At 68.5% G+C, this 13,518-nt stretch carries 12 protein-coding genes; 7 read left to right on the plus strand and 5 right to left on the minus strand.

Annotated features, from left to right (window positions below; translation table 11 throughout):
- Positions 1 to 205: 205 nt before the first annotated feature.
- Entirely contained in the window at positions 206 to 1,324 is a 1,119-nt protein-coding gene (locus tag DBO33_RS10355) for a GGDEF domain-containing protein (protein ID WP_159080195.1), read from the plus strand.
- An 18-nt stretch (positions 1,325 to 1,342) separates the two neighbouring features.
- On the opposite strand, the gene DBO33_RS10360 is transcribed toward DBO33_RS10355, so the two are convergent.
- A complete protein-coding gene (locus DBO33_RS10360) occupies positions 1,343 to 2,284 on the minus strand; it encodes an alpha/beta fold hydrolase (RefSeq protein ID WP_107654831.1) in 942 nt (313 codons plus the stop codon).
- A 39-nt stretch (positions 2,285 to 2,323) separates the two neighbouring features.
- Between DBO33_RS10360 and DBO33_RS10365 the strand changes: the two genes are divergently transcribed.
- The gene (locus DBO33_RS10365) at positions 2,324 to 2,806 is read left to right on the plus strand and encodes a hypothetical protein (protein WP_107654832.1); all 483 of its coding nucleotides are present in this window, start codon (positions 2,324 to 2,326) and stop codon (positions 2,804 to 2,806) included.
- A 40-nt stretch (positions 2,807 to 2,846) separates the two neighbouring features.
- On the opposite strand, the gene DBO33_RS10370 is transcribed toward DBO33_RS10365, so the two are convergent.
- The 4 genes from DBO33_RS10370 to DBO33_RS10385 all read right to left on the minus strand — a co-directional run bounded on the left by DBO33_RS10370 (position 2,847) and on the right by DBO33_RS10385 (position 7,545).
- On the minus strand, positions 2,847 to 4,070 hold the full coding sequence (locus DBO33_RS10370) for an RtcB family protein (protein WP_107654833.1): 1,224 nt from the start codon (positions 4,068 to 4,070) through the stop codon (positions 2,847 to 2,849).
- Positions 4,071 to 4,169: 99 nt separating this feature from the next.
- The gene (locus tag DBO33_RS10375) at positions 4,170 to 5,240 is read right to left on the minus strand and encodes an amidohydrolase family protein (RefSeq protein WP_107654834.1); all 1,071 of its coding nucleotides are present in this window, start codon (positions 5,238 to 5,240) and stop codon (positions 4,170 to 4,172) included.
- 1 nt (position 5,241) lies between these two features.
- Complete coding sequence (locus DBO33_RS10380) at positions 5,242 to 6,612, minus strand: type I glutamate--ammonia ligase (protein WP_107660143.1); 1,371 nt, start codon at positions 6,610 to 6,612, stop codon at positions 5,242 to 5,244.
- 54 nt (positions 6,613 to 6,666) lie between these two features.
- Complete coding sequence (locus tag DBO33_RS10385; RefSeq protein ID WP_107654835.1) at positions 6,667 to 7,545, minus strand: ribokinase; 879 nt, start codon at positions 7,543 to 7,545, stop codon at positions 6,667 to 6,669.
- 69 nt (positions 7,546 to 7,614) lie between these two features.
- On the opposite strand from DBO33_RS10385, the gene DBO33_RS10390 reads away from it, so the two are divergent.
- The 5 genes from DBO33_RS10390 to DBO33_RS10410 all read left to right on the plus strand — a co-directional run bounded on the left by DBO33_RS10390 (position 7,615) and on the right by DBO33_RS10410 (position 13,515).
- A complete protein-coding gene (locus tag DBO33_RS10390) occupies positions 7,615 to 8,880 on the plus strand; it encodes a glutamate-5-semialdehyde dehydrogenase (protein WP_107654836.1) in 1,266 nt (421 codons plus the stop codon).
- Between the two features lie 38 nt (positions 8,881 to 8,918).
- On the plus strand, positions 8,919 to 9,803 hold the full coding sequence (locus tag DBO33_RS10395) for an AAA family ATPase (RefSeq protein WP_199856575.1): 885 nt from the start codon (positions 8,919 to 8,921) through the stop codon (positions 9,801 to 9,803).
- 4 nt (positions 9,804 to 9,807) lie between these two features.
- Entirely contained in the window at positions 9,808 to 11,235 is a 1,428-nt protein-coding gene (locus DBO33_RS10400; protein ID WP_107654837.1) for a vWA domain-containing protein, read from the plus strand.
- A gap of 8 nt (positions 11,236 to 11,243) precedes the next feature.
- Complete coding sequence (locus tag DBO33_RS10405) at positions 11,244 to 11,585, plus strand: MmcQ/YjbR family DNA-binding protein (protein WP_107654838.1); 342 nt, start codon at positions 11,244 to 11,246, stop codon at positions 11,583 to 11,585.
- A gap of 79 nt (positions 11,586 to 11,664) precedes the next feature.
- Positions 11,665 to 13,515: an HSP90 family protein gene (locus DBO33_RS10410; protein ID WP_107654839.1), complete on the plus strand. Its 1,851-nt coding sequence runs from the start codon at positions 11,665 to 11,667 to the stop codon at positions 13,513 to 13,515.
- The last annotated feature ends 3 nt before the right edge of the window (positions 13,516 to 13,518 follow it).

Here is a 13,518-nt window from a genome sequence, read left to right on the forward strand (position 1 = left end):
CGGACTCTCGGTATCCGCCGTGATGTGGCTTACACTGCCTGGATCGCTGCTATGTCGGCCGAAATCCCCGGCCACGGCGGCGTTCACCACAAGTGAGTGCGGTTCGAAACGATACGAGGCTGCTGTCGACGCCGAGGACGAGTCGAATGAGCGAGACAACCGTGGCACGGCCCTCGGCGGAGCCGAGCGCAAGCGAGGCGCGGCCATGACCAGTTATCTGCGGCTACTGCGCGACTGGTGGCGCGACGGCGTCGACTACCGCTGGGTGGTGAACGCGCTCGCCGACCGCTCGGCGCTCGGCGTGGTGAAATTCGCGATCGGACTGTGCGGGCTGGCGACGCCGCTCATCAGCGTGCTGGTCGTGACGTCGTCGGCGGGTCCGCAGAGCATGTTCGGCCGGACGGTGCTGTGGTGCATCGTGGCGCTGGCGGCGGTGTGGGTGGTGCGCTGGTGGTGGTTGCCTTGGCCGAACCGAGTCGAATCGCTGACCTTGTGCTTGATCGGCGACGTGTGCATCACGGTGGTCTGCGTGCTGAGCCCCGGCTACGTCGTCCGGTCGGTCGGCATGATGCTGCTGCTGATCGTCGGCATCTATGTCAGCGCGTTCCACAGTCCGCAGGTGCTGGCCGCGCATACGGCCTGGTCGCTGGCTTCCGCGGTGGTGCTGTCGATTCCGCTGTTCGGGGTCGGCGACGCCGCGTCGGCGGTGATCATGATCCTCGGCATGGTCGCGGCCACGGTGGTGCCGCCGGGGTTGCAGTTCTGCTACTGGATGTTGCGCACCGACATGCTCTCCGATCCCTTGACGACCTTGCTGAGCAGGCGCGGGTTCGAGTATCACTCCGCGATGGTGGTCGGTGGCGCAGGCCCGGTGCCGGTCTGCGTGATGATGGTCGACCTGGACCGGTTCAAAGCCGTCAACGACACCTTCGGGCACGCCGCGGGCGACGAGGTGCTGGTGTGCACCGCCGACCGGTTGCAGCACGCGGCCCCGGCGCGCAGCATCGTGTCCCGGCTCGGCGGTGAGGAATTCGCGGTCGTCGCACGCCTGCCCGTCCCGAATGCGGTCGACGCCGCCGAGCGGTTGCGCGCCGCCGTCGCCGAACCCGTCGGGTCGATCGCGGTCACCGCGAGCATCGGCATCGCCGTCGCCGACGCGGGTGCCGACGGCTATAGCCGCAGCCGTCAGCTGGTGCAGGATCTGATCCGCTGCGCCGACAGCGCGATGTACCAGGCAAAACAGCGTGGCGGCAATACCGTCGTGGTCGAGCACATCACGGCGTTGCAGGGCATCGACCACCAAGATTCGACACAGCAGGTGTGAGGGCCGCTACCGCGACTTTCAGCCTTGCGAGTCGGGCCGGGAGGTGTCTGCGGCAAGGGTGATCAGGCGGGCGCGCACCAGATCGGGACGCTCTTCGGCGATGAAATGCCCGCAGTTCGTCACCCGCTCCAGGGTGTAGTCGTCGGCCTGCGCGGTTTCCGCGGCGGCGAGCGAATGGTGGATGGCACCGTCGTCGACCCCGAACAGCGCTCGAATCGGCACGGTGGCGCGGCGAGACTCGCCAGTGCGTCCCGCGCGGGGCAGTTCGCGGAGCAGGAACGTGCGATAGGTATCGGTGGCGGTGCAGGCCACCATCGGATCGCGGAACCGATCGGCATAGGCGCGCACCACTTCCGGGCCGAACTCCGCGTGGTTCTCCACACCTTTGGCGAACATCAGGTCGAGAAACCGGGTGCGCTGATGGAGAAATGTGCCGAACGCCGCGACCGGCGGTTGATAGAGCATGAACCGCCACAGATGCGGCAGCACGGTGCGCAGCGTCTGCCACGGATGCGCAATGTTCAACGCCAGGTATCCGTCGAAGCGCTCGGGTTCGCGCAACACCATGAGGTAACCGATGTAGCCGCCCCAATCGTGGCCGACGAGCAAGACCTGGTCGAGCCCGAGTTCGTCCAGCAGCGCAAGGACATCGGAGGCCACCTCGTCCTTGACCCACCGATGCGGCGCCGGCCCGGACCAGCCGTAACCGGGTAGATCAACGGCGATGATCCGCAACCCTTCCGGCGGATCGGCCAGCAGATGGCGGTAGGCGTAGTGATGCTGCGGCCAGCCGTGCAGCGCGAGCACCGGCCGACCGTCCGCGGGTCCGGCCTCGGTCACGTGGAAGCGGATGCCACGTGCGGTGACGAAGGAGCGGCGGACGCCGGGAATCGCGGGCGGATCAACTGATTCGGTCGCTGCCGGAGTTGTTGAGCCGGAATTCCGCTGCCGCTGCCGCATACTCGATGGTAACCAGCCGATCCGCGCAGGAGGCCAACCATGTCGAGCCAATATCAGCCGCCGGCGGGCTGGTCGCCGCCGGGCGCCCAGTTCCAGAGTCGCAGCGGCTTCGGCCGCACGGTGATCGGCACGCTGATCGCGCTCGCGATCACGCCGATCGGGGTCGGGCTATGCGCGCACGGCGCGCTGGACACCCGGCAGTGGGTGATCCTCGGCAGCTCGGCGGACCGCTGGGGTTCGAACTTCCAGATCATCGGCGGCGCGGTGCTGCTGTTCCTGGTCGCCGCGCTGGCGGCGTTCTCCCCGGTGGGCACGGCCATCGCGGGCCTGGTGTGGGGCCTGATCCCCGGGATCCTGCACATCCTGTTTCCGGAGGACACCTACCGGCAGATCGAGAACCTGCCCGAGCTGTCCGACGATTTCCATCTCGCACTGCACAATTGGGTACTGAACGGCTTCGCGCTACTCACCGGCATGTTCCTGGTCGGTGCGGCCTTCGCGGCCGTCCTGCGACGCAAGTGAATCGGCGCCGCGCCCACCACCCGGTGGGCGCGGCCCGAGTTCACCCCTTGACGCAGAGCACCTGCCGCAGCGTCGCGACGACGTCGACCAGGTCGCGCTGCGCGGCGATGACCTCGTCGATGTCCTTGTAGGCGGCCGGGATCTCGTCGACCACGCCCGCGTCCTTGCGCGACTCGACGCCCTCGGTCTGGGCGACCAGATCGGCGACGGTGAACTGCTTCTTCGCCGCATTGCGGCTCATCCGCCGTCCCGCGCCGTGCGAGGCCGACTGGAACGAGGCCGGATTTCCCTTGCCGCGCACCACGTATGAGCGGGTGCCCATCGAACCCGGGATCAGCGCGAGCTCGCCCGCGCCCGCCCGGACCGCACCCTTGCGGGTGACCAGCATCGGCATGCCGTCGATGAGCTCCTCGGCCACGTAGTTGTGGTGGCAGGAGATCGGCTGCTCGAAACGCACCGGACGCCCGGCGAATTCGTCGCGCACCGCGCGGCATACCAGGGCGAGCATCACCGCGCGGTTGCGTGCCGCATACTCCTGCGCCCAGGTGAGGTCGCGCCGGTAGGCCGCCATTTCCGGTGTCCCGGAGAGGAATACGGCCAGATCGCGATCGGGCAGATCGACGTTGTGCGGCAGTGTCCGCGCCACAGCCATGTGCCGCTCGGCGAGCTCCTTGCCGATATTGCGGCTGCCGGAATGCAGCAGGATCCACACCGCGTCATCCTGGTCGAGGCAGACCTCGATGAAGTGGTTGCCGCCGCCCAGGGTTCCCATCTGCTTGTGCGCCTTGCCTTCTCGCGCCTGCACTCCGTCGTCGAGCGAGGAGAACGCGCGCCAGAAGCTGTCCCAGCCCGCCCGCAGCGTCGCGGTGCTCGCGCCCAGCGCGGACACCTCGCCACCGAGCTTGGTCACGTTGACCGCGCTGTCGTGCGCGGTGAAGCCGACCGGGACGGCGGCCTCGATCCGGGAGCGCAGCGAACGCAGATCGTCCGGGAGGTCGGCGGCGGTGAGGTCGGTCTTGACACTCTCCATGCCGCAGCCGATATCCACCCCGACCGCGGCCGGGGCAACCGCGTCCTGCATCGCGATCACCGAGCCGACCGTTGCCCCCTTGCCGAGGTGCACGTCCGGCATCACGCGGACGCCGTGGACCCATTTCAGCGCGGCAATATTTCGCAGCTGCTGCAGCGCGGCCTGCTCGACCGCGTGCTCTTCGGCCCACATGAGCGTCTGCGCGCGGGTGCCGCGCAGCTCGACGGGAAACATTGTTCGATCCTTTCGTTGGTTCGTGATCAACGGTAAAGATCGACGCGGCAAGGCGCACTCGAATAAATACCTGCCGCGGGCGAGTAATTCCACTCGGTGTTACCGGGCGGGGGTGCTCGGATAAGCATCCTCGGCGTTGATATGGGCGATGCCCGCGGCCAGGCGTTCGGCGTCGGCGGTGGTGATCAGGTCCTCGGCGAGCCACTCGTCGAGCAGCCTGCCCAGGCCGCGGCGCCACCAGAACGCGCCGAGAAAATGCAGTTCGGGCAGGCCGTAACCGTCCGAGGAGTAACACAGTGAGCGGAACGGAGCGAGTTCGAGCGCCTCGGCCAGCACGGCCTGGGCGCGGTGCCCTACGTAGGGCACGGTGAGTCCGATATCCATCCGGACATGCCCGAAGGCGTGCGCCAGGTACGCGGCATTGCGATGGAATGGCCAGCAGTGCAACAGCATCACGGTGAGGCCGGTGTTCGCGGTCTTGCGGAGAAAGTCGGTGAGCAGCAACGGATCCGCGCGATACAGCCGCAGGTCGGTGTCGCCGAAACCGGTATGGAATTGCAGGGGCAGGCCGAATTCGGCGCCGATGCGGGCGCCGAGCCCGACCAGCCAGCCGAGCAGGTCCGGATCGGTGAGGCGGTGCTCGGGGAACACGGCCTTCGGTGGTCGATCGCGCAGCGGGAAATCCAACCCGCATCGGTAGGCGACGATGGACTTGAGCCCGACGGCCTGACGGGCACGGTCGCGCAGCCGGGCCTCGATCTCGTCGAACACCGCCCGCCCCGCGCCCACCTCGGCGATGACCTGCTCGGCGACCTGTTCGATCCGCACCACCTCGCGCACTTCGCCCTCGGTGAGCGGGCTGAATTCCGCTGTGCCGCCGCCGAATCCAGTGTCGATGAACCAGCTGGTGGTGCCGGTGGCGGCGAGCAGCCGGACGGCGACCTCGCGCCAGCCGAGCTCGGCTCGATGGGCCAGGTAGGCGTCGGCGCCGACGTGCGGCGGTAGGTCCAGGGCCGGTGCACACCATCGGCGCACCGCCAGTCCGATCGCGGAATCGAAGCTGCCGGTGGCGCCCTCGCCGAGCAACTGCTCGAATCCGGCGCGGTCCACATCGTGGGGAACCACGCCGTGGCAGTGGTGGTCGGTCAGGGTGAGGCCGTCGGTCAGCATGTCAGAACCGCCAACGGGTCAGCGCGACAAGCTCTTCCGGACTGCTGTCGCGGTAGCGCCCGGCCTCGGCGCGGCGCACGGTGAGCAGTGCGTCGTGCAGTTCGGGGCCCATCGCCTCGGCCAACACCCTGGAGTCCGCCAGCCGGTCGGCGGCCTCGGCGGGGCTGGTCGGCAGCCTGCGGACACCGGGGATCATCAGCTGTTCGGCGTCGAAGGTGACCGGGGCGCCAGTGATTTCGGCGGGCAGCCGTAGTTCCTCGGCGAGGCCGGCCAGTCCGGCGGCGATGATCGAACCGACGATCAGATACGGATTCCCGGTCGCGTCGAAGCATTTGACCTCGGCATTGGCCGCCCACTGCTCGGTACCGCGCACGCCGGTGATGAAACGCAGTGCCGCCTCACGGGTTTCGCGGCCCCAGCATTGCCAGGTACCCGCCCATCGCGACGGCACCAGTCGCAGAAAGCTCGCCGGATTGCCCGCGCCAACCGCGACCAGCGCGGGTAGTTCACGCAGTACTCCGGCGAGGAACGCCTCGCCCGTCCGGCGCATTCCGTACGGACCGTCGCCGGTGGCAAACAGCGGGCCGTCCTCGTCCTGCGCGGAAAAGTGCAGGTGCGCACCGGATCCGGTGCCGTCCGGATCGAGGCAGGGCGCTAGCAGCGCACGCCGGCCGTGTTGCAGGCTCACCTGCCGGATGGTGTGCCGCACCAGCACCGCGTCGTCGGCTGCGCCGACCGGGTCGGACGGTTGCACGGACAGCTCCAGCTGGCCCGGTGCGTACTCCGGATGGAATTGGTCGACGAGGATCCCTTGCCGCTCCAGTATCGCGACCAGTTCCCGCGCGTAGTCGGCCACCTGCCCGAGCCGCAGCATGCTGTAGGCGGGGCCGTGCACGGCGGGAACGAAGTCCGCGGGGTCATCGGTGCCGACAGACCATTCGGTCTCGAATGCCATGGACAGCCGGATCCCGGCCCGGCGTGCGGCCTCGTCCTGGCGGGCTGCGAAGCCACGCTGGCAGGCGGCGAAAGGGGTCCCTTCCTGGGGGTACTTGTTGGTGGGGGCCCAGGCCCACCCCGGCTGGCAGGCGAGCTCGGTCAACGCCGACAGGTCCGGGATCAGCCGCAGATCGCCGTCGGGCCCGCCCAGGTATTTGCCGACCGCCATCAGGTCGTCGAAGGCGAACGTCTCGAAGCAAGGTGAGACTCCGACCCCGTACCGCGCCGCCTGCCCCAGCCGCCGCATCGGCACCGTCTTCACCCGGGTGATCCCCGCGTTGTCGACGAAGGTCAACGCGACGATCTCGGCGTCCAGTCTGCCGATCACCGCTTCGTTGTCGCCGTCGAACGGTATGCGCTCCGGCATGGTGGACATGAACATCAACGATAGTCGGCAGACTGCCCGTCGGCGTTGCCTTTCCCCGCGGTGCTACTTCGTGGTGAGGGCGGCTGATATTTCTTCTTCGCTGGGGATCGAGGTGCTCGCGCCGAGCTTGGTGGTAGCCAGCGCGCCCGCGGCTCCCGCCCAGGTCAGCGCCCATTCGGGGCCGCGGTGCCAGGCGGCGGCCAGTGCGCCGGTGAAGGTGTCACCCGCTCCGGTGGTGTCGACGACCTCGACGCGGGGGCTCGGCTGGGACAGTTGTTCGCCGTCCGGCCCGCGATAGACCGCACCGTCGGCGCCACGGGTCACGACCACATGGGCGACCGGGTCGAGTTCGGCGCCCAGCTGTTCGGCTTCGCCCGAATTCACCACCGCCACATCGACATTCGCCCACAGTTCGGCGGGAAGATGCTGCACCGGAGACGGGTTGAGCAGCACCGTGGTGCCGTTCGCGCGGGCGTGCCGCGCGGCAGCGGCCACCGTATCGAGCGGAATCTCCAACTGGCACAGCAGAATATCGGCCGCGGCGATCACTGCGAGGTCGGCCTCGGTGAGCTCGGTCATCCGGGTGTTCGCGCCACCGACCACGATGATGCTGTTCTCGCCGCCGCCGTCCACCACGATCGCGGCCACCCCGCTCGGCCCGTCCACCGTCCGCAGCTGCTCGATCCCCACGGCCGAATCCGTCAGCGCGCGACGCAGTTCGGCGGCGAACACGTCGTCACCGACCGCCCCGAGGAACCGCACGGCACCGCCCGCCCGCTGCGCGGCGATCGCCTGATTCGAGCCCTTCCCGCCGGGCACCATCGCGAAGCCGGTGCCCAGCACCGTCTCGCCCGGCACCGGCCGTCGATCGGTGGTCGCCACCAGGTCCATATTGATACTGCCGAGCACCGCGATCGAGGGAACGTCCGTCTTTTCGGCCATGCCTCAACAGGCTAGTAGAGCCGCTACAGCGGTGGTTCCGGCCCGGCGGCGGGAAAGTAGTCTGTACGCATGACGGTAGGAACGACGACCGAGCCGGATGTGCGCGAGGTGGTGCACGAGGCCGCACGCAAGGCTCGCGTCGCGTCGCGTGTGCTGGCCCAGCTGACCACCGCGCAGAAGAACGACGCGTTGCACGCGGCGGCCGACGCGCTGCTCGCCGCGGCCGACCAGGTGCTCGACGCCAACGCCGAGGACGTGCAAGCGGCGCAGTCGGCGAATGTCGAGGAATCGCTGATCGACCGGCTGCGGCTCACCAAAGCCCGGATCGACGGCATCGCCTCCGGCCTGCGCCAAGTGGCCGGCCTGCCCGACCCGATCGGCGAGATCGTGCGCGGTTCGGTGCTGCCGAACGGGCTGGAGGTCCGTCAGGTCCGGGTGCCGCTCGGCGTGATCGGCATGGTCTACGAGGCCAGGCCGAACGTCACCGTCGACGCGTTCGGGCTGACGCTGAAGTCCGGCAACGCCGCGCTGCTGCGCGGTTCGTCCTCGGCCGCGCATTCCAATGCCGCGCTGGTCGCGGTGCTGCGGGAATCGCTTGTCGCCCACGGTCTTCCGGCCGATGCGGTGCAGCTGCTGCCCAGCGCGGACCGATCCAGCGTCACGCACCTGATCCAAGCCCGCGGCCTGGTCGACGTGGTCATCCCGCGCGGCGGCGCCGGTCTGATCAGCGCCGTGGTCCGCGATGCCACCGTGCCGACCATCGAGACCGGTACCGGCAACTGCCACGTCTACGTGCACGCCGCCGCCGACCTGGAGATGGCCGAGCAGATCCTGCTCAACGCGAAGACCCGCCGCCCCAGCGTCTGCAATGCCGCCGAGACGGTGCTCATCGATGACGCGATCGCGACCACCGCGGTGCCCAAGCTGATCGAGGCGCTGGAACGGCACGGCGTCACCGTGCACGGCGACCTGCCCGGCCTGGTGCCCGCGAACAGCAAGGACTGGGGCGAGGAGTACCTCACTCTCGATATCGCGCTCAAGGTGGTCGACGGCCTGGACGCGGCCATCGAGCACATCAACACCTGGGGCACCGGGCACACCGAGGCCATCGTCACCGGTGAGCTGGCCGCGGCCCGCGAATTCACCAGTCGAGTCGACGCGGCCGCCGTGATGGTGAATGCTTCGACCGCGTTCACCGATGGCGAGCAATTCGGCTTCGGTGCCGAGATCGGCATCTCCACCCAGAAGCTGCACGCCCGCGGCCCGATGGCGCTACCGGAGCTGACCTCCACGAAGTGGATCGTGTGGGGCGACGGCCAGATCCGGCCTGTTTAGGTAACAGGGGGCGACCAACCCCCGAGGAAGGACTGCACGTGGCCCCCATTTCCGAGACGACCCAGGAGCCGATCTTCAGCTCGGTCGACGATGTGATCGACCAGCTGGCGACCACGGGCTATCTCGCCGACAAGGCCACGGCCACCTCGGTGTTCCTGGCCGACCGGCTCGGCAAGCCGCTGCTCATCGAGGGTCCGGCCGGTGTCGGCAAGACCGAGCTGGCGCGGGCGGTCGCGCAGACCTCCGGCGCCGAGCTGGTGCGTCTGCAGTGCTACGAAGGTGTCGACGAGGCGCGCGCGCTCTACGAGTGGAACCACGCCAAGCAGATCCTGCGCATCCAGGCGTCCAGCGAAAATGACTGGGAAGAAACGAAAGCCGACGTTTTCACCGAGGAGTTCCTGCTGTCGCGGCCGTTGCTCACCGCGATCCGGCGCAGCGATCCGACGGTGCTGCTGATCGATGAGACCGACAAGGCCGACGTCGAGATCGAGGGCCTGCTGCTCGAGGTGCTCAGCGATTTCGCGGTCACCGTGCCGGAGCTGGGCACCATCGTCGCGAGCCGCAAACCCTTCGTGGTGCTGACCTCCAACGCCACCCGTGAGCTGTCCGAGGCGCTCAAGCGTCGCTGCCTGTACCTGCACCTGGACTTCCCGGACGAGGACCTGGAGCGCCGCATCCTGGCCAGCCGGGTGCCGGAACTGTCCGCCGCCGTCGCCGCCCAGCTGGTGCGGATCGTGCACGTATTGCGCGGCATGCAGCTCAAGAAGCTGCCCTCGGTCGCCGAGTCGATCGACTGGGGCCGCACGCTGCTCGCCCTCGGCATGCACGATCTGGACGACTCGGCGGTGCGGGCGACGCTCGGTGTCGTGCTGAAGCACCAGAGCGATCACCAGCGCGCCCTGGCCGAGCTGAAGCTGGCCTGAGGCGATGCCCGCGCGCTCGCAGCCCGCGCCCGACGCGGACCTGACCGCACCGCACGGGCTGCCCGGTCACCTCGTCGGGTTCGTCGAAGCGCTGCGCGAACGCGGCATTCCGGTCGGCCCCTCGGAAACGGTGGACGCGGGCCGGGTGGTGACCGTGCTCGACCTGCTCGACCGGGAGGTGCTGCGCGAGGGCCTCGCGTGCTCGTTGCTGCGCCGGACCACCCATCGCGCGACCTTCGACCGGCTGTTCGACCTGTGGTTCCCGATCGCGATCGGGCAGCGCAGCGGTGCCCGCGACGAGGTCGAGATTCCCCGGACGCCGACCGGTGACGTCGACTTCGCCGCGCTGCGGGAACTGCTCGCCGAACTGTTGACCCAGGAATCGGCCGAGGCGCAGCTCGAGGCGCTGGCCGCCCAGTTGGTCGAGCAGCTCGGTCAGTACACGTCCGCGAGTGGGGCCTCGTTCTCGGCCTATCAGGCGCTGAAAGACGTTCAGCCGCAGACCTTGCTGGCCAAGATTTTGGCCGGCCTCGCGGTCGGGCCGGATACCAGTGCGTTCGACACCGAGATCGCCCGGCGGGCCGCGCGCGGCCGGATCGACGCGTTCCGGGCGTCGGTCGAGGCGGAGACGCGGCGGCGGGTGGCCGAGCGGATCGGCCGGGAGCGGGTCGCCAGCTACGGTGTCCCGCGCCAATCCGAGGACGTCGACTTCCTGCGCGCCTCGGAATCCGAACTGATCGAGATGCGGCGCAGCACCCAGCGCCTCGCCCGCATCCTCGCCTCCCGACTCGCGGTGCGGCGCAGGCATTCCCGTCGCGGCGAGATCGATATGCGCAAGACCCTGCGTAAGTCGATGTCGACCGGCGGCGTGCCCATCGATCTGGTGAACCGCAAGCCGCGGCCCGGACGGCCGGAGCTGGTCCTGCTGTGCGACGTGTCCGGCTCGGTGGCCGGGTTCAGCAACTTCACCCTGCTGCTGGTCAGTGCGCTGCGCGAACAGTTCTCGCGGGTAAGGATTTTCGCGTTCGTCGACCAGACCGACGAGGTCACTCGGTTCTTCGATCCGCGCACGCAGCTGGACAAGGCGATGAACCGGATCTTCACCGAGGCCAAGGTCGTCGGGATGGACGGGCACTCCGACTACGGCAACGCGCTGGCCGGCTTCGCCAGAGACTTCCCGGATGCCGTCACCGCCCGCAGCTCGCTGCTGATCCTCGGCGACGCGCGCACCAATTACCGTGACCCCGAACTGGAAACGCTGCGGGGTCTGGTGCGTACCGCGAAGCATGCGCACTGGCTCAATCCGGAGATGCGCACCAACTGGGGTTCCGGCGATTCCGCCGCCGACAAATACCAACAGGTGATCGAGATGCACGAATGCCGCTCGGCCAGCCAGCTGACGGCCGTGGTGTCGATGTTGCTACCGGTGTAGGAGCCGACATGGATGGCGCGCAACTGCTCGAGTACTGCCTGGCGAAACCCGGCGCGTGGCAAGACGAGCCGTGGGAAGGCGACGTGGTCGCCAAGGTCGGGGACAAGATCTTCGCGTTCCTCGGGGACACCTCGGTGGGGCTCAAGTGTGGCCGCAGCCGGGAAGAAGCCGACGAGCTGACCCTGGTGTATCCGAATGATGTGGCGGCCTCGGCGTATATCGGGCGATACGGCTGGAATGTGATCACGCTCGGCGGTGCGGTGCCGGGTGATGAGCTGCGGGAGCTGGTCAATCAGTCCTATGACGCGATCGTGCGCAAGCTGCCGAAGTCCAAGCGGCCGACCGGCTGAAGTTCTTATAGGCCCGTTAGGCGAGACCATCAGCGTTCGTTAAGCGAACCATTGGGCGCTGCGGCAAGGATTGCCCACCATGGTGGAGAGAGCGCCCAATGGTGTGGCGGCGGTGGAGGACAGTTATACGTTTCAGGTGGATCTGCGGGGGATCGTCGACTTACTGTCTCACCACCTGTACTCCAGTCCTCGGGTGTATCTGCGTGAGCTGTTGCAGAACGCCGTCGATGCCGTCACCGCGAGGGCGCGACGAGACCGGTTGGCGCCCACCGCGATTCGCATCTGCATCGACGAGACCGGCCTGAGGATCGCCGATCCCGGAATTGGGCTGACCGAGGCGGACGTGCACCGCTTCCTGGCGACCATCGGGCGGTCGTCGAAGCGAGACGACATCGAGGGTGCGCGGCGGGAATTCCTCGGGCAGTTCGGCATCGGGCTGCTGGCCTGCTTCACCGTGGCCGAGTCGATCCGGGTGGTCACCCGCTCGGCCGACGATCCCGCGGCCGCGCCGGTCGAGTGGCTGGCCGCCGCGGACGGTACCTACTCGGTGCGTTTGCTGGAGCCGGCGGAATACCCCGAGCCCGGCACCACGGTGCATCTGACGCCACGGGTCGGCGCGGAGTCGTGGTTCGGCCCGCGCCGGGTGATCGAGCTCGCCCGTGAGTACGGGTCATTGCTGCCGTATGCGGTGACGGTCGAGTCCGACGGCGTCATCGTGCCGGTCACCGATGGACCCCCGGTGTGGCATCGCGAATATCCGTCCGTCGTCGAGCGCCGCGCGGCGTTGCTCGAATTCGGCGAGCGCGTCCTCGGCTTCGCGCCGCTCGACGTCATCGATTTGGACGCGGAACTGGCCGGCGTGAGCGGTGTCGCGTATGTGCTTGCGCAGCCGGGTAATCCGGCCGAGAGCAGCGCGCACCGGGTGTACCTGAAGGGCATGCTGCTCGGCGACGCGGTGCGCGGGGTGCTGCCGGACTGGGCTTTCTTCGTGCGCTGCGTGATCGACACCGACTCGTTGCGGCCGACGGCATCCCGGGAGGGGCTCTACGAGGACGAACGGCTCGCCATCATCCGTGAGGTGCTCGGCGATCGAGTGCGCGACTGGCTCACCGAGATCGCGGCCGAACAGCCGCAGCGACTGGCTGCGTTCCTCGCGGTGCATGCGCTCGGGGTCAAGGCGATGGCCAGGCATTCGCCGGAGTTGTTTCGGATCATGCTGCCGCACTTGAATTTCGAGACCACGGATGGCCCGCTTCCGTTGACCGAGTTCGCGCGCAAGCACCCGGTTCTCCGGGTGACCGCGTCCGTGGAAGAGTTCCGCCAGGTGGCCTCGACCGCTGCCGCGCAAGGGATCGGAATCGTCAACGGCGGCTACGCCTATGACCGTGAGCTGGTGGCGTTGCTGCCGCGACTGCTGCCCGGCGTCGAGGTGATCGACCTCGATACCGACGCCATCACGGCCGCGCTCGACCCGATCGATCCGGCCGAGGAATTGGCGTTGACGCCGGTGCTGTCCATCGCCCGCGCGGTGCTGGATCCGTTGTCGTGCGACGTGATAGTCCGTGCCTTCCACCCTGTTTCGGTGCCCGCGCTCTATCTGGACGACCGCGGCGCGCGCAACGAACGCACCAGGGCGGAGACGGCGCTGGGCGCGGACGAGCTGTGGACCGAGATCCTCGGCGCGCTGGACGCTGCCGCACCGCGCGCCCAGCTCGTACTGAACCACCACAGCCCGGTCGTGCGCAGACTGTCCCGGATCGGCGACCCGTCCTTCCTGAAGACGGCGGTGGAATCGCTGTACGGGCAGGCCCTGCTGATGACCCACCGCCCGCTGCGGGCGGCCGACACGGCGCTGCTCAATCGCGCCTTCGGCGAATTCCTCAGCTGGGCGACGCAACGTGCCGCGGGCACCGGCGAAGAGACGGAGTGACAA

Origin of the sequence: Nocardia suismassiliense (assembly GCF_900269665.1) — a bacterium.
Taxonomy (GTDB): Bacteria; Actinomycetota; Actinomycetes; order Mycobacteriales; family Mycobacteriaceae; genus Nocardia; species Nocardia suismassiliense.

Coding starts and splice junctions, on each gene's coding strand:
- DBO33_RS10405 (WP_107654838.1), top strand. CDS start 11,244: ATGGATGGCGCGCAACTGCTCGAGTACTGCCTGGCGAAACCCGGCGCG.
- DBO33_RS10360 (WP_107654831.1), bottom strand. CDS start 2,284: ATGCGGCAGCGGCAGCGGAATTCCGGCTCAACAACTCCGGCAGCGACC.
- DBO33_RS10385 (WP_107654835.1), bottom strand. CDS start 7,545: ATGGCCGAAAAGACGGACGTTCCCTCGATCGCGGTGCTCGGCAGTATC.
- DBO33_RS10375 (WP_107654834.1), bottom strand. CDS start 5,240: ATGCTGACCGACGGCCTCACCCTGACCGACCACCACTGCCACGGCGTG.
- DBO33_RS10410 (WP_107654839.1), top strand. CDS start 11,665: ATGGTGGAGAGAGCGCCCAATGGTGTGGCGGCGGTGGAGGACAGTTAT.
- DBO33_RS10380 (WP_107660143.1), bottom strand. CDS start 6,612: ATGTCCACCATGCCGGAGCGCATACCGTTCGACGGCGACAACGAAGCG.
- DBO33_RS10355 (WP_159080195.1), top strand. CDS start 206: ATGACCAGTTATCTGCGGCTACTGCGCGACTGGTGGCGCGACGGCGTC.
- DBO33_RS10370 (WP_107654833.1), bottom strand. CDS start 4,070: ATGTTTCCCGTCGAGCTGCGCGGCACCCGCGCGCAGACGCTCATGTGG.
- DBO33_RS10365 (WP_107654832.1), top strand. CDS start 2,324: ATGTCGAGCCAATATCAGCCGCCGGCGGGCTGGTCGCCGCCGGGCGCC.
- DBO33_RS10400 (WP_107654837.1), top strand. CDS start 9,808: ATGCCCGCGCGCTCGCAGCCCGCGCCCGACGCGGACCTGACCGCACCG.
- DBO33_RS10390 (WP_107654836.1), top strand. CDS start 7,615: ATGACGGTAGGAACGACGACCGAGCCGGATGTGCGCGAGGTGGTGCAC.